This is a genomic window from Streptomyces sp. NPDC001770, from assembly GCF_053596135.1.
This window is the reverse complement of sequence record NZ_JBSFFN010000025.1, coordinates 39,886-58,334: the sequence shown is the minus strand read 5'-3', so window position 1 is coordinate 58,334 and position 18,449 is coordinate 39,886. Positions and strand designations below refer to the sequence as shown.

The window sequence follows — 18,449 nt, the reverse complement described above, 5'->3', positions numbered from 1 at the left end:
GAGTTGAGTACGCAGAACAGGCTGACGCACATCGACGAGGCGGGCGCCGCCCGCATGGTCGACGTGTCGGCGAAGGACGTCACGGCGCGCGTCGCCCGGGCCAGCGGCCGGGTCCTCGTCTCGCCGCGGGTGATCGAGCTGCTGCGGGGCGAGGGAGTCCCCAAGGGCGACGCCCTCGCCACCGCCCGTATCGCCGGGATCATGGGGGCGAAGCGCACCCCGGACCTCATCCCGCTCTGCCACCCGCTCGCCGTCTCCGGCGTGAAGGTCGACCTGAGCGTGGCCGACGACGCCGTCGAGATCAGCGCCACTGTGAAGACCACGGACCGCACCGGGGTCGAGATGGAGGCGCTGACGGCGGTCTCCGTCGCCGCGCTCACGGTGATCGACATGGTGAAGGCGGTCGACAAGGCCGCCGTCATCACGGACGTACGGGTCGAGGCCAAGTCCGGCGGCAAGTCCGGCGACTGGGAGCGCCCGACGCGGGCGGGAGCGGACGCGTGAGCGCCGCCGACGGCGGTGCGGGGCTCCCGGCCGCTGAGGGGCGTCCGGCCAGTGGGGGGCGTCCGGCCGCTGAGGGGCGTCCGGCCCCGTACACCGCACTCGTCGTCACCGCCTCCAACCGCGCCGCCGCGGGCGTCTACGCCGACAGGGGCGGCCCTATCCTCGTGGACGGGCTCACCGCCCTCGGCTTCGCCACGGACGGCCCGCGGGTGGTGCCGGACGGCGAGCCGGTGGAGCAGGCCCTGCGGGACGGGATCGCCCGCGGCTACGACGTCGTCCTGACCACCGGGGGTACGGGCATCTCGCCCACCGACCTCACCCCGGAGATGACCCGCCGGGTGCTGGACCACGAGGTGCCCGGCATCCCCGAGGCGATCCGCGCCGAGAACCGTGCCGCCGTACCCACCGCCGCGCTCTCCCGGGGGCTCGCCGGCGTCGCGGGGCGCACGCTCGTCGTCAACCTGCCCGGCTCGACCGGCGGGGTACGCGACGGGCTCGCCGTCCTCGGCCGCATCCTGGTGCACGCCGTCGACCAGCTGCGCGGCGGGGACCACCCCGGCCCCGGCCAGGCGCCCCCCGATCGGACCCGTGCCGATCAGACCCGTCCCGATCGGAACCGTCCCGGGAGCCCGTCCTGAACGCGTCGCTCTGGCCGGTGCTCCTGAAGGACGGTGAGGTGACGCTGCGGCCGATACGCCTGCGGGACCAGAACGTCTGGCGCGAGGTCAACCGCCGCAACCGCGAATGGCTCCGCCCCTGGGAGGCCACCGTCCCGCCGCCCCTCCCCGGGGGACCGGTGATCCGCCGCCCCACCTACCGGCAGATGGTCCGCCATCTGCGCTCCGAGGCGAGAGCCGGCCGGATGCTGCCCTTCGCGATCGAGTACGAGGGCCGCCTCGTCGGTCAGTTGACCGTCGCGGGCATCACCTGGGGCTCGATGTGTTCGGCGCACATCGGTTACTGGGTCGACCGGGAAGTGGCCGGCCGGGGCGTCATGCCCACCGCCGTGGCACTCGCCGCCGACCATTGTTTCCACCGGGTCGGGCTGCACCGCATCGAGATCTGCATTCGCCCCGAGAACCGGCCGAGCCGCCGGGTCGTGGAGAAACTCGGATTCCGCGAGGAAGGGCTGAGGCCGCGCTATCTGCACATCGACGGAGCCTGGCGGGACCACCTCATCTACGCCCTCACGTCGGAGGAGGCCATGGACGGTCTGCTCCGGCGCTGGCGCCGGTCGCGGCCCGGAACGAACCTCCCACCCCAATAAATCAAATGAGTGTTCGAATTAAGCGGCCCGTCGTCGCATTAAGCACCTGCGGCGTCACTCGTTGGTCTGAACAATCACAAAAAAGGCCCGCGATATCAGCCTGATCGTGCGACACACCGTGGCAATTGGCGGATGCCGCCGTGCAAACCCCTCTACGGTGTGAGCGTGAGCAGCAGCGGCCTCATCTACGCAGTCATCGTCGGGGCCTGGGCCGCCTACTTGGTGCCGATGTGGCTCCGAAGGCAGGACGAACTCAACGAAGCCCGTCCGACGGAACGCTTCAGCACCGCCATCCGGCTGCTGTCCGGACGGGCGGCGATGGAGCGTCGTTACGCCAAGGAGTTGCGGGAACGCGGCGCCGAGGAGGCGGAACCGGTCGTCGACCCGGACGCCGAGACGGACCGAATGGACTCCGTCGACGTCCGGGCCTTCGCCGCGCCCGGAGCGCACACCGAAGCCAGGATCCTCGATCCGGCGCACGCCCCCGAGCGCGCGTCCGGACGTCCGGCGGTGGAGCACCCGGCGCACTCGGGCCACCCGGCGCACCCGGCGCACTCGGGCCACGAGCGGAGCGACCCCCGGAACCGTCCGGCAGCCCAACGCCCGTCCGCCGGGCGGCCCCCGGAGCAGCGTGCGGCGCCCTTTGCGCAGCGCGCCCGGGGCGGTGCCGAGGACGCCGAGCGCGTCCGCCGCGCCCAGCGCTCCCAGGTGCTGGCCCGGCGCAGGCGCACCACCAGCGTCCTCTTCCTCGTCTTCACCGCCGGCGCGATCGTCGCGGCGGTCGGCGGCCTCGCCTTCCTCTGGGCGCCCGCCGCACCGGCCGTGATGCTCAGCGCCTACATCGTGCACCTGCGCGCCCAGGAGCGGAGGCGGTTCGCCTTCACCATGGACCGCCGCCGGGCCGAGGACGCGGCGCAGCGCCTGCGCGAGAACCGCCCGCGCCGCCACCAGCAGCCGGCGGCGCCCGCGGTCGAGCCCGACGAGGAACCCGAAGCGCACCACCCGGCCGACCCGGTTCCCGTACCGACCGTCTCTCCGCAGGAGGCCGGCCGCCGGGCGCTCGTCGAGCAGACGGACCACGCGGAGTGGGTGGACCAGCAGCGCGAACGCGGCCGGGTCCAGGGCGACAGCTGGGAGCCGGTCCCCGTGCCGCTGCCGACCTACGTCACCGCCCCGGTCGCCCCGCGCGCCTCAGGTGGCGTCGAGGTCAACGACCCGGAGACCTGGAGCGCAGCCCGCTCCAGCACCGCCGAGCCCGCCCTGCCGGACCCGGCCGTCCCCGACGTGGACCAGACCCCGCACCGCCGTCCCGACGCCCGTCGCACCCGCGACCGGGGCCGTACGCCTCTCTTCGACCAGTACGACGACGAGGAGGACCGACCCCGTGCCGCCAACGAATGACGGCCGGGGCAAGGGAGTTGGGTCCGGGGATCGTCCGGGGCGGATGTCCCGGAAGCCCGGCACCTCTGACCAGCGAGGAACGGATTTCCTAGCACCCCCCGGAGGGTGCTAGAGTTTCACTCGTCGCAAGGGCCTGTGGCGCAGTCTGGTAGCGCACCTCGTTCGCATCGAGGGGGTCTGGGGTTCAAATCCCCACAGGTCCACAGACGACAGTTCGCGAGTAGCTCTCGTGAACGTCACGAGATCCCGTCCGGTCGGAAGACCGGGCGGGATCTCGGCGTTTCGGGGGTTCGTGCCGAGACCCCCCTGCCAGTGCGTCTGGTTGCCTACGAAGGCGGCGTCCACACGTACGAGTCCGCCACGAAGGACATGGTCCCGCCGCCGAACCCGAAGCGTTCGCAGTGCTGTTGAGCGATGCGTCCGGGCCGGTACCGGACCCCGGCCGCGCCGTCGGCCGCGATACCGTCCTGCTCGCGGCCCGGGGGACGAAGGCGACCGGCATCGACCTGAGCGAGCCTCGGTGCTCGCCGCTCCGGTGCGCCGGGCGCGCCTGTCACATCGCGGGGGGCTGTTCTGTCACTCATGTGGAGACCGACCCGACCCAGGAGGCACGCCATGCCCCGCGTACCGACCGCCCCCGCGCGCAGCGCGCCCCGCCCTTCCCGGGCGAGGTGGTCCGCGTCATGAACGGTGCCGACTCCCAAGAGGCGCTCGCACGCTTCCAGGAGCACCACGCGGCCCTGTTCGGCATCGCCTACCGGATGCTGGGCAGCGCGGCGGACGCCGAGGACCTGCTCCAGGACACCTGGCTGGCCTGGAGCAAGGTCGATCACGCCCGGATCGACAGCCCCGGCGCCTATCTGGCCCGTACGATCACCAACCTCTCGCTCAACCGGCTGACCTCGGCGACCGCGCGGCGGGAGGCGTACGTCGGGCCGTGGCTGCCCGAGCCGCTGGTCACCGCGCCCGACGTGAGTGACGCGGTGGAGCAGGCGGAGGCGATCTCGCTGGCGATGCTGGTGGTGCTGGAGTCGCTGTCGCCGCTGGAGCGGGCGGTCTTCGTCCTCAAGGAGGTCTTCGGCTATCCGTACGCGGAGATCGCCGCGATGGTCGACCGTACGGAACCGGCGGTGCGGCAGGCCGGGAGCAGGGCGCGCTCGCACGTACGGGCGCGCCGGCCGCGTTACGAGGCGGCGCCCGAGGTGCGCCGCCGGGTCACCGACGAGTTCCTGGCGGCGTGCGTCGGCGGCGACCTGAACCGGGTGCTGGAGATGCTGGCCCCCGACGTGACCGTCTGGTCGGACGGCGGGGGCAAGGTCCACGCGGCGCTGCGGCCGATCCACGGCGCGGACAAGGTGGCCCGCTGGCTCCTCGGCGTGATGTCCGCGCCGCTGCCCGACACGGGGTACCACCCGGTCGACGTGAACGGCGAGCCCGGTCTGCTGGTCACCGTGGCGGGGGTCACCGACGACGTGCTCGTACTGGAGACGAGCCCGGACGGCATCGTGGGCATCCGGGTCGTCCGCAACCCCGACAAGCTGGAGCGGGTGCCCCTGCCGGACCGGCCGTTCCGGCCCCGCGGCTGAAGCGCGGGGCGGGTGTGGTGGTCAGGACTCCTGGAGCGGCTTGGCCATGCAGATGCTGTTCTCGTACGTCCGGTAGTGGCCGAACTTCTCGCAGACCGTGTACCCGCTCGACGTGTACAGGGCGATGGCCTCGGGCTGCTTGTCGCCGGTCTCCAGGACCATGCGCGTGCGGCCGGCGGCGCGGGCGTCCTCCTCCAGCAGGCCGAGTATGCGGCGGGCGAGACCTTGGCCACGTCCCTCGCGGACGACGAACATCCGCTTGACCTCGGCGTCGCCGTCCGAGTAGCCCTCCTCGTCCTGCTCCATGGCGCGCCAGCCGCCGGTCGCCACCGGGCGCTCCCGCTCGTCGTAGGCGAGGAGGTACAGGCCGTTGGGGGGCTCGAACATGGTGGGATCGAGGTAGGTCTGGTCGCCGCCGTCCTGGTAGCGCTCGATGTATTCGAGCTGGACCTCGTCGTTGAGCTTGACGGCGTCAGGGTGGTCGTACGACCGGCGCTGGATATTCACGGAGGTAAGCGTACATATGTACGGGCCTGCGGTTGGGTACTGTTTCTGGGTGCTTACCGTCACCAGCGTCAACGTGAATGGGCTCCGCGCCGCCGCGAAGAAGGGCTTCGTCCCCTGGCTCGCGGAGACCGGAGCCGATGTCGTGTGCCTCCAGGAAGTACGCGCGGAGGCGGCCCAGCTCCCCGAGGAGGTGCGGCAGCCCGAGGGCTGGCACGTGGTGCACGCACCGGCCGCCGCCAAGGGGCGTGCGGGCGTCTCCCTCTACTCGCGGCGTGCGCCGGAGCGCGTGCAGATCGGCTTCGGCGGGTTCGGGATCGAGGGCGCCGAGGAGTTCGACCTGAGCGGCCGGTACGCCGAGATCGACCTCCCGGGCGTCACCGTCGCGAGCCTGTACCTGCCCTCCGGCGAGGTGGGCACCGAGCGCCAGGACGAGAAGGAGCGCTTCATGGCGGCCTTCCTCCCCTACCTGGCCGGGCTCAAGGAGCGGGCCGCCGCCGAGGGGCGTGAGGTCGTCGTCTGCGGCGACTGGAACATCGCCCACCAGGAGGCCGACCTCAAGAACTGGAAGTCGAACCGGAAGAACTCCGGCTTCCTCCCGGAGGAGCGGGAGTGGCTGACCCGGGTCTTCGAGGAGGCCGCGTACGTGGACGTGGTGCGCGCCCTCCACCCGGACCAGGAGGGGCCGTACTCCTGGTGGTCCTACCGGGGCCGCGCCTTCGACAACGACGCGGGCTGGCGGATCGACTACCAGGTGGCGACGCCCGGCCTCGCGGCCCGCGCCGTCAAGGCCTGGGTCGAGCGCGCGGCGACCCACCCGGAGCGGTGGAGCGACCACGCGCCGGTGACGGTGGCGTACGAACACTGAGCCGCCGAGGGGCCCGAGCCGAGTGCCACGACGGCCCAGGACGAGCCGCGTCCGAGGAGCCGGCGTTCAACTCCTTCATGGAGAAGGCTGATTCAACGGTCATGCTCGTGGTGTGCCCCCTCGTCCTCGTCCGCCTCGCGCAGCCGCCGGTCCAGGGCCATCGAGAGCTCCGCGTCCACGACCGCGCGGGCCAGCGGGCGGAGTTTGTCGATGGGGCTGTCCGCCGCGTGCACCTGGATGACGCGTACGAAGATCTCGGCCAGGGCCTCGGCGTGCTCGCGGATGCGGCGGCCGGTGGAGAGCACGGTGGCCAACGGAACGCCCTCGCGCACCAGTTCGGCCGATACCTCCAACAGGCGACGGCTGATGTGGACGATCTCGTCGCCGTCGGTGGCGAGATAGCCGAGATCGAGGGCGGTGGCGAGGTTCTCCGGGGTGACCTCGCCCTCGAAGTAGTCGGCGAGTTGCTCCGGGGTGAGCCGGACCGGGGTCTCCTCGGTGGGCTCGCCCAGGCCCAGTACCTCGGCGACGTCGCGGCCGCTCTCGAAGGTGGCGGCGAGGTCGGCGATGCCGTTGAGGGTGTGGCCACGCTCCAACAGGCCGGTGATGGTGCGCAGTCGTGCCAGGTGGTGGCTGTCGTACCAGGTGATGCGCCCCTCGCGGCGGGGCGGTGGGATGAGACCGCGCTCGCGGTAGAAGCGCAGGGTCCGCACGGTGATGCCGGCCTCCTCGGCCAGTTCCTCCATGCGGTATTCGCGTTGCTCATGTCCTTCGGCCACAGAGCGAACCTTACGACTTCGCACCGGATGGTGAGCAGGGCTGTCGGCGCCCCATGACGGCGGCGAGGGCGCGGGCGCGCGCCCCGGCGCCAAGTTGTACCGCCGGTAACTTCCTTGCTCTGCCCTCTACCCATCGGTACGCGCCTGCTCTACTCTCCGAAAGGTGCCAGTGATTGCTGGCAGTGTCGTGTGACGTACCGCGGGAGGCGGCAGCATGGCCCAGCACGAGCACGAGCACGTACGGGTGGCGGTGATCGGATCCGGATTCGGGGGCCTCGGGGCCGCGGTCCGGCTGCGCCGCGAAGGCATCACCGATTTCGTCGTCCTGGAGCGGGCCGGGTCCGTGGGAGGCACCTGGCGCGACAACACGTACCCCGGGTGCGCCTGCGACGTGCCCTCGCACCTCTACTCCTTCTCCTTCGCTCCCAACTCCGAGTGGCCGCGCACCTTCTCCGGCCAGGAGCACATACGCGCGTACCTGGAGCGGGTGGCCGACACCTTCGGGATCCGGCCGCACCTCAGGCTCAACCACGAGGTCGAGGTGATGCGTTGGGACACCGAGGCGCTCAACTGGGTGATCGAGTGCGCCAACGGCACGACGATCGTCGCGGACGTCGTCGTCTCCGCGACCGGGCCGCTCTCCGACCCGAAGATGCCGGACGTCCCCGGGCTCGGCGGCTTCCCGGGCGAGGTCTTCCACTCCGCCCGCTGGAACCACGACTACGACCTGGCCGGCAAGCGCGTCGCGATGATCGGCACCGGCGCCTCCGCCATCCAGATAGTCCCCGCCATCCAGCCGAAAGTGGGACGGCTGACGCTCTTCCAGCGGACACCGCCCTGGGTGATGCCGCGCGTCGACCGTGCCATCGGGAAGGCCGAGCGGTGGCTGCACCGCACGGTCCCCGCCACCGGCACCGCGCGGCGCGGACTGCTCTGGGGGATAAGGGAGTTGCAGGTCAGCGCCTTCACGAAGTACCCGGACGGGCTCGGCCTGATCGAGTCCCTGGCGAAGGCGGGCATGGCGCGGGCCATCAAGGACCCCGTGCTGCGCGCCAAGCTCACTCCGTCGTACCGCATCGGGTGCAAGCGCATCCTGCTCTCCAGCACCTACTACCCGGCGCTCGCCCGCCCCAACGTCGACGTGGTGGCCTCCGGCCTCGCCGAGGTGCGGGGGTCGACGCTCGTCGCCTCGGACGGCACGGAGACCGAGGTCGACGCCATCATCTTCGGCACCGGCTTCCACGTCACCGACATGCCGATCGCCGAACGGGTCGTCGGCGCCGAGGGCATCACCCTCGCCGAGAGCTGGAAGACCGGCATGCGCTCGCTGCGCGGCGCCACCGCCGCGGGGTTCCCCAACTGGATGACCATCATCGGCCCGAACACCGGGCTCGGTAACTCCTCGATGATCCTCATGATCGAGTCGCAGCTGAACTACATGGCCGACTATCTGCGGCAGCTGAAGGTGCTCGGCACCGGTACCGCGCTCGCCGCGCGCCCCGCCGCGGTCGACGGGTGGAACGACCGCGTCCAGCGGCGGATGGAGCGCACCGTGTGGAACACGGGCGGCTGCACCAGCTGGTACCTGGACGAGAACGGCCGCAACACCACCGTCTGGCCCGGTACCACGGCGGACTTCCGCCGCGCCACCAGGTCAGTCGATCTGGCGGAGTACGACGTGATCCGCGCCCCCGCGACCGTACGGCCGCCTACGGTGGTCGCCCAGAGGGCCGGCGGGTCCGGGAAGCCCTCCCAGGGGCCGAAGGCACCCGAGGCAGCACAGCAGACGCAGCAGACAGCACCGAACACGAAGCCCGCCGGACCGGACCGGCCCGTGACAGAGGAGGCGGCCCGATGAGTACAGGACACGCGCGGCAGCGTTCCGGGAACCCCGTGCCCGTACCCGCGCGGACGCTCTTCGCCGTCTCCGCCGACGGCTCCCGCATCCACGTCGAGGTGCACGGCCCCGAGGAGGCGCCCGCCGTCGTCCTCTCGCACGGCTGGACGTGCAGCACCCGGTTCTGGGCCGCCCAGATCGCCGAGCTCGCCACCGACCACCGGGTCATCGCCTACGACCAGCGCGGGCACGGCGGCAGCCCCGACGTCGGCCCCGGCGGCCACAGTACGGACGCCCTCGCCGACGACCTGGAGGCGGTGCTCGCCGCCACCCTCGCGCCCGGCCGCAAGGCGGTGCTCGCGGGACACTCCATGGGCGGGATGACCTTGATGGCCGCCGCCCGCCGCCCCCGGTTCCGGGAGCACGCCGCCGCCGTCCTGCTGTGCAGCACCGGCAGCGGGCGACTGGCGGACGAGGCGCGGGTGTTCGTCGGGCCGAAGGCCGTGCGGACCGGCGGGACCCGGGCCCTCCTGCTGGCGGCCCTTCCGCTGGGACCGGTCACGCCCGTCACCCGGGGCCTGCTCAAGTACGCCACGATGGGCCCCGGTTCGTCGCCCGAGCGGGTCGACATCTGCGCGCGCATCGTGCACGCCTGCCCCCGGCAGGCCCGTGCGTCCTGGGGGCGCGTGCTCTCGGAGCTCGATCTCGACCTGGACGTGGCGGAGTTGCGGGTGCCGACCGCCGTGCTGGTGGGCCTGGAGGACCGGATGACCCCGCCCGCGCACGCCCGCGCGCTCGCGGCGGCCCTGCCGGAGTTCCTCGACCTCACCGAACTGCCCGGCATGGGGCACATGACGCCGCTCGAAGCACCGGAAGCCGTCACCGCGAAGATCCGCGAACTTGTCGCCGGTCACCTGACCGGGACCGCCACGAACGAGAAGGAGGACGTCGTATGAGCGCCGGACGGAGCCTCGAAGGACAGGTCGTCGTCGTCACCGGCGCCGCCCGCGGCGTGGGCGAACTGCTCGCCCGCAAGCTGTCGGCGCGCGGCGCCACGCTGGCCCTGGTCGGCCTGGAGCCGGAGGAGCTGAAGCAGGTCTCGGAGCGGCTGTACGGGGAGAGCGCCCACTGGTACGCGGACGTCACCGACCACGAGGCGATGGAGCAGGTGGCCCAGGAGGTGAAGGCCCGCTTCGGCAAGGTGGACGTGGTCGTCGCCAACGCCGGGGTCGCCACCGGGGGGCCGTTCGTCGACTCCGACCCGGTGGCCTGGCGCCGGGTCATCGAGGTCAACCTGATCGGCAGCGCGGTGACCGGCCGGGCGTTCCTGCCCGTGCTGATGGAGAGCCGCGGCTACTTCCTCCAGATAGCGTCGCTCGCCGCGATCACCCCGGCGCCGATGATGAGCGCGTACTGCGCCTCGAAGTCGGGCGTCGAGGCGTTCGCCCACAGCCTGCGGGCCGAGGTCGGCTACCGGGGCGTAAGGGTGGGTGTCGGCTACCTCTCCTGGACCGACACCGACATGGTGCGCGGCGCCGACCAGGACGAGGTCATGCGGGAGCTGCGGGGGCGGCTGCCCTGGCCCGCGAACCGGACCTACCCGCTGGGCCCGGCGGTCGACCGGATCGTGACCGGTATCGAGCGGCGCTCCTCGCACGTCTACGCCCAGTGGTGGCTGCGCGGCATGCAGTCGGTGCGCGGCTACCTGCCCACGCTCATCGGCACGGTCGGGGCGCGCGAGATGAAACGGTTCGCCTCACGGCTCGACGCCATCCCCAAGGGGCTGGTGGGAGCCGGTGGAGCGGCGGACACGGAGGCGCGCACTCCCCGCCGTTGACCGGTCGGAACACGGGGCGGCAGGCCGGTCGGCACGCAGCGTGAAAGATCAAAATGCGCGGTATGTCCGACCGTGCGAGGCTGAGCGAGGCCGCCCTTCACAGGGCGGCCTCCCCAGACCCCGCGCACCCCACAGGAGTGAACAGCATGGGTATCGCAGACCAGTTCAAGGACAAGGCGCAGGAACTCGCCGACCAGGTCAAGCAGAAGTCCGGCCAGGGCAAGGACGCCGCGCGCGACCGCGCCAAGGATGCCGGCGACCGCGACGAGAAGTCGGGCCTCCAGGACCGCGCCGACGACGCGGCCGACAAGGCCCGCGAGCGCTTTGACCGTTGACGGCCCGAGGCTGTGACCGGCCCCGCGCCGGCAGGTACGCACGGAAGAGGCGCATCCGGACGACAGGATGCGCCTCTTCCGTGCGCTCGGAGGCCTTGCCCCCTGTCCTGGGGCATCGCCCCCCTACCTCGGCGGCAGCGGCGGCCTGCGCAGGTCCGGTACCGCGTCGTACGTCGGCGGGGTCGCCGCGGGCTGCTCCTCCAGCAGCTCCAGCGCGAGCCGCACCGCGTCGTCCAGCACCGCGTGGCGGCCCTCCGCCCAGTCGAGCGGGGTGCGCAGTGCCTCGATGTCCGGCTCGACCCCATGGTTCTCGACCGACCAGCCGTACGTGTCGAACCAGGCGGCGTTCATCGGCACCGTGATCACCGTGCCGTCGCCCAGCCGGTGGCGCCCGGTCATGCCGACCACCCCGCCCCAGGTGCGCTGGCCGACCACCGGCCCCAGCTTCAGCAGCCGGAACGCAGCGGTGATCATGTCGCCGTCGGAGGAGGTGGCCTCGTCCGCGAGTGCCACCACAGGACCGCGCGGCGCGTTGGACGCGTACGAGACCGCCTGCGCGTTGCGGGTCAGGTCCCAGCCGAGGATCTTGCGGGTCAGCTTCTCCACCACCAGCTCGCTGATGTGGCCGCCCGCGTTGCCGCGTACGTCCACGATGAGCGCGGGCCGGGACACCTCCATGCGGAGGTCGCGGTTGAACTGCGCCCAGCCGGAGCCGCCGAGGTCCGGGATGTGCAGATAGCCGCACTTCCCGCCGCTCAACTCCCGTACGACCTCGCGGCGTTTGGCCACCCAGTCCTGGTAGCGCAGCGGGCGTTCGTCCACCAGTGGCACGATCGCGACGCGGCGCGGGCGGCCCTGCCCGCCCGGCGGGAGGAAGGTCAGCTCGACCGTCGTGCCGCCCGCCGCCGTCAGCAGCGGGTAGGGGCCGGTGACCGGGTCGACCGGGCGGCCGTCGACGTGGGTGAGGACCGCGCCCTCCCGGATGCCCGTACCGGCGAGCGGGGAGCGGGCCTTGGAGTCGGAGGAGTCGCCGGGCAGGACCCGCCGGATGGTCCAGGCCCCGTCCCGGCAGACGAAGTTGGCACCGAGGAGGCCGATCGCCCGCTGGTAGTGCGGGGGCCCCTCGTTGCGGCGGGCGGGGGAGACGTACGCGTGCGAGGTGCCCAGCTCGCCCAGTACTTCGCGGAGCAGATCGGCGAACTCGTCGGGGGAGGAGACGCGTTCGAGGAGCGGGCGGTACTGGTCGAGCACCCCCGACCAGTCGATCCCGCACATGTCCGGCTCCCAGAAGTACGAGCGGATGATGCGTCCCGCCTCGTCGTACGCCTGCCGCCACTCGGCCGCCGGGTCCACCTCGTGCAGGATGCGGCGCAGGTCAAGATAGGTGGTGGAGTCGCTGTCGCCGGACTCGTTGGACGGGACGGCCCGCAACTCCCCGTCGTCCATGACGACCAGCCGGGTCGCGTCGCCGCTGACCGCGAACCAGTCGAGGTGGTCGACGAGTTCGGTCTTGCGGGCCTTGGCGATGTTGAAGTGCTCCAGCGTCGGGCGGCCCGACATGTCCGCCGGGTTGGCGAAGGTCTCGCCGAGCGCCCCCGAGATCGGCCACCGCAGCCAGACCAGCCCGCCCCCGCTGACCGGGCGCAGAGCGGAGTACTTCGACGCGGCGACCGGGAACGGCGCCACCCGGTTCTCCAGCCCCTCGAACTCGACGGAGACCGGTGCCGTGCTCTCGCTCGTGGTGGTGTCCGGCAGGTCCAGCGGGTCCAGCCCGCCCGCCGCCGGGCGGCCGTCCGGCGAGAGCGCGAACGGCGACGGCGTGGCGGAGGAGAGCGGCACCAGGTACGGGCGGCAGCCCAGCGGGAACGAGAGGTCGCCGGTGTGCACGTCGTACACCGGGTCGAAGCCGCGCCAGGAGAGGAACGCGAGGTACCGGCCGTCCTCCGTGAAGACCGGATTCTCGTCCTCGAAACGGCCGTTGGTGACGTCGACGATCACCGGCGCGCCCGGCCCGGAGATCCGGGCCAGCTTGATCTGCCGCAGTGAACGGCCGATGCCCGGGTGCGACCAGGTGAGCCAGGCACCGTCCGGCGAGAACGCCAGGTCGCGTACGGGGCCGTTGACCGAGCGGATGAGCTCGGTGACCTGGGCGGGGGGCGGCGGGGGCGCCTCACCGGTGGCCTCCGGTTCGGACTCACCTGCGGCCTGCGGCCCCTTGGCCGGCTTCTCCGACTCCTCCGGCCCCGAGGTTTCGGCGAGTGCGGCCACCGCCGTCGCCTCGACCGCCTCGGCCCGCTCGGCGCCCTCGACCACCCCCTCCGCCCGCGCCCGGAACACGTCCGCCCGGGTGGACCCGCCCGGCCCCGACCCCGGCGGCTCCGTACCGGCCGGGGTGCCGTCCGCCTGGGTGCCAGGTCCCGAAGCGCCCGTTCCCGAGGCGCCCGCCGCCGCCGTGGCATCCGCCTCCGCCGGGTCCTCCGTGTCCAGGAGCAGCAGCCGCCCGTCGTCCGAGGCGATGGCGAGGCGTTCGCCCTCCGGGTCGGAGGCCATCTCCAGCACCCGGCCCAGCTGCCCGGAGGCGAGCCTGCGGGTGGGGCGGTCGCCGGTGGCGCGGGGCAGGGCGGCGATCTCCACCGCGTCGTCGCCGTCCGCGTCGGTGACGTACGCGACGCTGTCGCCGCTGCCGAGCATCTCCGGCAGCCGGACCCGTACCCCCGGGGTGTCGGTGATGGTGCGCGCGGGGCCGTCGCGGTGGGTGAGCCAGTACAGCGAGCCGCGCACGTTGACCGCGCTGGCCCGGCCCGTCTCGTCCACCGAGAGCGAGCGGACGTGGCTGGCGGCCGGCACCTGGTACGTACGGCGCCCGGTGCGCGGGCCGCCGAGCCGGACTTCCAGCTTCCGGGGCGTGGCGGCCGGGTCCTCCAGGTCCCCGGCCAGCCAGAGTTCCCCGGCGCACTGGTAGACGACCCGGGTGCCGTCGCTGGAGGCGTGGCGGGCGTAGAAGGCGTCGTGGTCGGTGTGGCGGCGCAGGTCGGTGCCGTCCATCAGACAGGAGTAGAGGTTGCCGACGCCCTCGTGGTCGGAGAGGAACGCGATCCGGCGGCCGACGAACATCGGGGCGTCGAGGTGGCCCCCGATGTCCGGCAGCAGCCGCTGCCCGTGCAGCCAGAGGCGCCCCATGGCGCCTCCGCGGTACCGCTTCCACGCGGCCGGCTCGTGCGGCGGCGTCCCGGTGAGCAGCAGGGTGCGGCGCTCGCCGTCGATGTCGGCGACGGCGATGTCGGAGACCGGGCCCCAGGGCAGGCGCCCGCCGGGGGAGCCGTCGGTGGGCACGCTGTAGGCCCAGGAGAAGTACGAGAACGGCTGCCGGTGCGAGGAGACGGCCAGGATCTGCGCGCCCTCGCCGGTGTCGGGGGTCCAGCCGCAGACCCGGGCGTCGGTCGAGCCCCAGTAGGTGAGGCGGCGGGCCGGTCCGCCGCCGACCGGCGCGAGGTGGATCTCGGGATCGAGGGTGCGCCAGGTCGTGTAGGCGATGTGGCTCCCGTCGGGGGAGAAGCGCGGGTGACTGACCCGGGTGCGGTCGGCGGTCAGCCGCCACGCGCGGCCCGGCCGGTGCCCGGCGGCGGCGAGGGGGGCGACCCAGAGGTCGTCCTCGGCCGCGAAGCAGAGCAAGTCCTGGTGGAGGTGCGGGAAACGGAGATACGCGACGTCGTCACTCACCCCACCCATGCTTTCGGTGCGCGGGGTCCGGGGCAACTTGTGACGCAGAAAACGTGTGGCACTCCCCACAAGCGAGACGGTCCCGTTTCGCTCCGGGGTGGACGTACGCTCGGATGGTCGAAAGGTGTACGAAACGGTTTCGTTCCTGTGGACGAACCGGGACGTACCGGAGTGACGTACGGAAGCCGCGTACGGAGCGGTCGCGCACGGAGTGCGGAAGGAGGGCGGTGCCCATGGCACGCACCAGGCTCACGCCTGAGCGCGAGAGCGAGCTGTTCGCGTCCGTCCTCGACCTGCTCCGCGAGGTCGGCTACGACGCCCTGACCATGGACGCCGTCGCGGCCCGCACCCACTCCAGCAAGGCCACCCTCTACCGCCAGTGGGGGAGCAAGCCCGAGCTGGTGGCGACAGCCCTGCGGCACAACAAGCCGGTGGGCGTCGCCGACATCGACACGGGTTCGGTGCGCGGGGACTTCCACGCCGTCGTGACCCGTACCGACGACTGCCGCATGGAACAGGATTCCGCGCTGATGCGGGGCCTGAGCCATGCCGTCCACGACAATCCCGATCTGCACCAGGCCCTGCGGGAACTGCTGGTCGAGCCGGAACTGGCCGGTCTCGCCCTGCTGCTGCGCAGGGGTGTCGAACGGGGCGAACTGAACCCGGACAACCCGGCGCTCAAATACGTACCGCACATGCTGATGGGCGCTCTCGGCGCCCGTCACCTGGTCGACGGCGAGACCGTGGACCAGGCGTTCCTCCTCGAATACGTCGACTCCGTGGTCCTCCCGGCCCTGGGCGTCGTCCAACCCTGACCCGTCGGACCCCACCCACCGAGGTGTCGTCCGACTCCGACCCGCCGGACCCCACCCAGGAGTCCGGCGTCCCCGGCCGCCTTCCCCCGGCGGTCCTCCCCACCCGCTCCACCTGACACGCCGCTCTCGTCGTCGGGCTGGTTCCTCACGCCGATTTCCCGCACACGACCTGACCGGGAGCCTCCCTCCGTGGCCACATTCCTTTACAAAGTCGGGCGCCTCGCGTTCCGCAAGCGGGGCTATGTCGCCCTGATCTGGGTTGTCCTGCTGGGGCTCGGCATCTTCGGTGCCGCCACCGCGACGCCCGCCACCTCCAGCTCCTTCTCGATCCCGGGCACCGAGGCACAGAAGGCCTTCGACCTGCTGGAACAGCGCTTCCCCGCCTCCAACGCCGAGGGCGCCACCGCCCGGGTCGTCTTCGACGTCCCGGACGGGCAGAAGGTGACCGACCCGGCGCACAAGGCCGAGGTCGAGAAGATCGTCGGCGAGCTGAAGTCCGGCTCCGGGCAGGTCGCCTCGGTGACCGACCCGTTCACGGCGAACGCCGTCAGCAAGGACGGCTCGACCGCGTACATCTCGGTCTCCTACGACGAGGCGTCGGCCAACCTGACCGACGGCACGAAGAACGCCCTGGAAAAGGCGGGCAAGCACGCCGAGGCGAGCGGGATGACCGTGGCCATCGGCGGTGACGCGCTCCAGGCGATGCCGGAGACCGGCGCCACCGAGGTCATCGGTGTCGTCATCGCCGCGGTGGTGCTCGTCATCACCTTCGGTTCGCTGGTCGCCGCCGGACTCCCGCTGCTGACCGCGCTCATCGGCGTCGGCATCGGCGTCACCTCGATCACGGCTCTCGCCAACGTGCTGGACCTCGGCACCACCACCTCCACCCTGGCGATGATGATCGGCCTCGCGGTCGGCATCGACTACGCGCTCTTCATCGTCTCCCGGTACCGCGCGGAACTCGCCGAGGGCCGGAAACCCGAGGAAGCCGCCGGACGGGCGGTCGGCACGGCCGGCTCCGCCGTCGTCTTCGCCGGCCTGACCGTCGTCATCGCCCTCGTGGGCCTCGCCGTCGTCAACATCCCGATGCTCTCGAAGATGGGCTTCGCCGCAGCCGGCACGGTCGTCATCGCGGTCCTCATCGCCCTCACCCTGGTCCCCGCGATGATGGGCTTCGCGGGCCGGCGGATCATGGGCCGCAAGGCGCGCAAGGCCGCCGCCGCGGCGGAACGCCCCGACGCGAAGCCGAACGCGGGCACCCGCTGGGCCCGGTTCGTGCTGCGCCGCCCGGTCTGGGTACTGGTCATCGGCGTCCTCGGCCTCGGCGCCATCGCCCTGCCGGCCGCCTCGCTGGAGATGGGCCTGCCGGACGACGGCTCCCAGCCCAGGAGCACCACCCAGCGCCAGGCGTACGACATGCTGTCGGACGGGTTCGGCCCCGGGTTCAACGGGCCGCTGATGATCGTCGTCGACACCCAGCACAGCTCGGACGGCAAGGTCGCCGTCCAGCAGGTCTCCGACGAGATCGAGTCGCTCGGGCACGTCAAGGCGGTCACCCCGGCCGTCTTCAACAAGGCCGGCGACACCGCGACGATCACCGTCGTCCCGAAGGACCGGCCCAGCTCGGCCGGTACCGAGGAACTGGTGCACCAGATCCGCGACGCCGGTCAGCAGATCAGGAGCGACACCGGAGCCGAGGTGCTGGTCACCGGCGCCACCGCGATGAACGTCGACTTCTCGCAGAAGATGAACGACGCGCTCCTGCCCTACCTGGGGCTCGTCGTCGGCCTGGCCTTCCTGCTGCTGATGGTGGTCTTCCGCTCGATCCTCGTCCCGCTGAAGGCGGCCCTCGGCTTCCTGCTCTCGGTCGTCGCGGCGCTCGGCGCGGTCGTCGCCGTCTTCCAGTGGGGCTGGCTCGCCTCCGTGCTGGGCGTGGAGCAGACCGGCCCGATCATGTCGATGATGCCGATCTTCATGGTCGGTGTGGTCTTCGGCCTGGCCATGGACTACGAGGTCTTCCTCGTCACCCGTATGCGGGAGGCGTACGTCCACGGGGAGACCCCGCACAAGGCGATCGAGACCGGCTTCAAGCACGGGGCCCGCGTGGTCACGGCGGCGGCCATCATCATGATCGCGGTCTTCGGCGGCTTCATCGGCTCCACCGAGGCGATGATCAAGATGATCGGCTTCGGCCTCGCCATCGCCGTCTTCTTCGACGCCTTCGTGGTCCGTATGGCGATCGTCCCCGCCGTGCTCGCCCTGCTGGGCAAGCGCGCCTGGTGGCTCCCGCGCTGGCTGGACCGTGCCCTGCCGAACGTCGACGTCGAGGGCGAGGGGCTGGCCAAGCACGTCGCGGCCGACACGGGCGACAGCGGCCAGGCCGGCGGCGGACGCGAGTTCAGCCGGGTCTGACGGCCCCCGAGCCGGCCGGGCCGCCCGGTCCGGCCGGCTCCACCGGACTCCGGTGCCACGCCTGAGCGGGGCGCGGCACCGGGTGCGCCGACATCTGTGGGGACGGGTGCCGGTGCGAAAGAAAGCCCCCGTGCGAGCGGCACGGGGGCTTTCTTCGTACGTGGGCACGCAGGCACGTGGGTACGTCGGTACGTCGGCGTACGGGACGCGGCGGGGCTCAGCGCCCGGCGGCGGCGGGCGGGGCGGTCTCGGCGTGCGTGCGGCCCAGGAAGCGCTGAAGCGCCGCGTTCTCGATCTGGAAGACCTCGACTCCGCCGGTCGAGTGCAGTTCCAGCATCAACTGCGCCCGCCCGGCGGGCCAGAGGCGCACCTCGCCGCTCTCGACCGGCATGTTCATGCCGTCCTCCAGCAGGTCGCGGCGGAGCGCCCAGTCGGCGCCGCCGTCGAAGACGAGGTGGACGGTGCCGGGGTCGCCGTCGGCGTCGTAGCGCAGGTCGACCGGGACCGGGCGCGTGAGCGGGCCGTCGGTGATGAGGCGGGCCCGGGTGTGTTCTTCGATCACGGGGGACATCGGCCGACTCCTC

The 18,449-nt window shown here is 72.2% G+C and carries 16 protein-coding genes and 1 tRNA gene; 13 read left to right on the top strand and 4 right to left on the bottom strand.

Translation table 11 applies throughout. The features are described 5' to 3' along the window. Positions 1–3: 3 nt before the first annotated feature. The 6 genes from moaC (at position 4) to ACWCSV_RS22055 (ending at position 4,758) form a co-directional block, all read left to right on the top strand. Positions 4–504 (top strand): cyclic pyranopterin monophosphate synthase MoaC, encoded by a 501-nt coding sequence (gene moaC / locus ACWCSV_RS22080; RefSeq protein ID WP_451144722.1) that lies wholly within the window; start codon positions 4–6, stop codon positions 502–504. Continuing rightward, positions 501–1,142 carry a molybdenum cofactor synthesis domain-containing protein gene (locus ACWCSV_RS22075; RefSeq protein ID WP_451144720.1) on the top strand — a complete coding sequence of 214 codons (642 nt, stop codon included), beginning with the start codon at positions 501–503 and terminating at the stop codon, positions 1,140–1,142. Before moaC ends, ACWCSV_RS22075 begins: the two co-directional genes overlap by 4 nt. Before the next feature lie 17 nt (positions 1,143–1,159). Next, positions 1,160–1,771, top strand: coding sequence for a GNAT family N-acetyltransferase (locus ACWCSV_RS22070; protein WP_451144718.1), 612 nt, complete (start codon positions 1,160–1,162; stop codon positions 1,769–1,771). 165 nt (positions 1,772–1,936) lie between these two features. After that, positions 1,937–3,172, top strand: coding sequence for a divisome protein SepX/GlpR (sepX, locus tag ACWCSV_RS22065; protein WP_451144716.1), 1,236 nt, complete (start codon positions 1,937–1,939; stop codon positions 3,170–3,172). A gap of 129 nt (positions 3,173–3,301) precedes the next feature. Next, positions 3,302–3,375, top strand: a tRNA-Ala gene (locus ACWCSV_RS22060). 480 nt (positions 3,376–3,855) lie between these two features. Next, positions 3,856–4,758 carry an RNA polymerase sigma-70 factor gene (locus tag ACWCSV_RS22055; RefSeq protein ID WP_451144813.1) on the top strand — a complete coding sequence of 301 codons (903 nt, stop codon included), beginning with the start codon at positions 3,856–3,858 and terminating at the stop codon, positions 4,756–4,758. Between the two features lie 21 nt (positions 4,759–4,779). Here the strand turns inward: ACWCSV_RS22055 and ACWCSV_RS22050 are convergent, their stop codons facing one another. Next, the gene (locus ACWCSV_RS22050) at positions 4,780–5,265 is read right to left on the bottom strand and encodes a GNAT family N-acetyltransferase (protein ID WP_451144714.1); all 486 of its coding nucleotides are present in this window, start codon (positions 5,263–5,265) and stop codon (positions 4,780–4,782) included. A 49-nt stretch (positions 5,266–5,314) separates the two neighbouring features. Between ACWCSV_RS22050 and ACWCSV_RS22045 the strand changes: the two genes are divergently transcribed. Further along, positions 5,315–6,130, top strand: a complete 816-nt coding sequence (locus ACWCSV_RS22045; protein WP_451144712.1) for an exodeoxyribonuclease III — start codon at positions 5,315–5,317, stop codon at positions 6,128–6,130. A 92-nt stretch (positions 6,131–6,222) separates the two neighbouring features. Here ACWCSV_RS22045 and ACWCSV_RS22040 read toward each other — a convergent pair whose 3' ends face one another. Continuing rightward, on the bottom strand, positions 6,223–6,876 hold the full coding sequence (locus ACWCSV_RS22040; RefSeq protein WP_451144811.1) for a MerR family transcriptional regulator: 654 nt from the start codon (positions 6,874–6,876) through the stop codon (positions 6,223–6,225). Positions 6,877–7,123: 247 nt separating this feature from the next. Here ACWCSV_RS22040 and ACWCSV_RS22035 point away from each other — a divergent pair, with 247 nt between their 5' ends. The 4 genes from ACWCSV_RS22035 (at position 7,124) to ACWCSV_RS22020 (ending at position 10,918) form a co-directional block, all read left to right on the top strand. Continuing rightward, positions 7,124–8,767: a flavin-containing monooxygenase gene (locus ACWCSV_RS22035; RefSeq protein ID WP_451144710.1), complete on the top strand. Its 1,644-nt coding sequence runs from the start codon at positions 7,124–7,126 to the stop codon at positions 8,765–8,767. Continuing rightward, a complete protein-coding gene (locus ACWCSV_RS22030; protein ID WP_451144708.1) occupies positions 8,764–9,702 on the top strand; it encodes an alpha/beta fold hydrolase in 939 nt (312 codons plus the stop codon). Before ACWCSV_RS22035 ends, ACWCSV_RS22030 begins: the two co-directional genes overlap by 4 nt. Next, on the top strand, positions 9,699–10,583 hold the full coding sequence (locus tag ACWCSV_RS22025; protein WP_451144706.1) for an SDR family oxidoreductase: 885 nt from the start codon (positions 9,699–9,701) through the stop codon (positions 10,581–10,583). Before ACWCSV_RS22030 ends, ACWCSV_RS22025 begins: the two co-directional genes overlap by 4 nt. 146 nt (positions 10,584–10,729) lie before the next feature. Further along, entirely contained in the window at positions 10,730–10,918 is a 189-nt protein-coding gene (locus ACWCSV_RS22020) for a hypothetical protein (RefSeq protein ID WP_451144704.1), read from the top strand. Between the two features lie 123 nt (positions 10,919–11,041). On the opposite strand, the gene ACWCSV_RS22015 is transcribed toward ACWCSV_RS22020, so the two are convergent. Continuing rightward, positions 11,042–14,638, bottom strand: coding sequence for a S41 family peptidase (locus ACWCSV_RS22015; RefSeq protein WP_451144702.1), 3,597 nt, complete (start codon positions 14,636–14,638; stop codon positions 11,042–11,044). 233 nt (positions 14,639–14,871) lie between these two features. On the opposite strand from ACWCSV_RS22015, the gene ACWCSV_RS22010 reads away from it, so the two are divergent. After that, positions 14,872–15,453 carry a TetR/AcrR family transcriptional regulator gene (locus ACWCSV_RS22010; RefSeq protein ID WP_451144700.1) on the top strand — a complete coding sequence of 194 codons (582 nt, stop codon included), beginning with the start codon at positions 14,872–14,874 and terminating at the stop codon, positions 15,451–15,453. A gap of 189 nt (positions 15,454–15,642) precedes the next feature. Then, positions 15,643–17,865: an MMPL family transporter gene (locus tag ACWCSV_RS22005; protein WP_451144698.1), complete on the top strand. Its 2,223-nt coding sequence runs from the start codon at positions 15,643–15,645 to the stop codon at positions 17,863–17,865. Positions 17,866–18,082: 217 nt separating this feature from the next. On the opposite strand, the gene ACWCSV_RS22000 is transcribed toward ACWCSV_RS22005, so the two are convergent. After that, positions 18,083–18,436, bottom strand: coding sequence for an SsgA family sporulation/cell division regulator (locus ACWCSV_RS22000; protein ID WP_451144696.1), 354 nt, complete (start codon positions 18,434–18,436; stop codon positions 18,083–18,085). Positions 18,437–18,449: the final 13 nt, after the last annotated feature.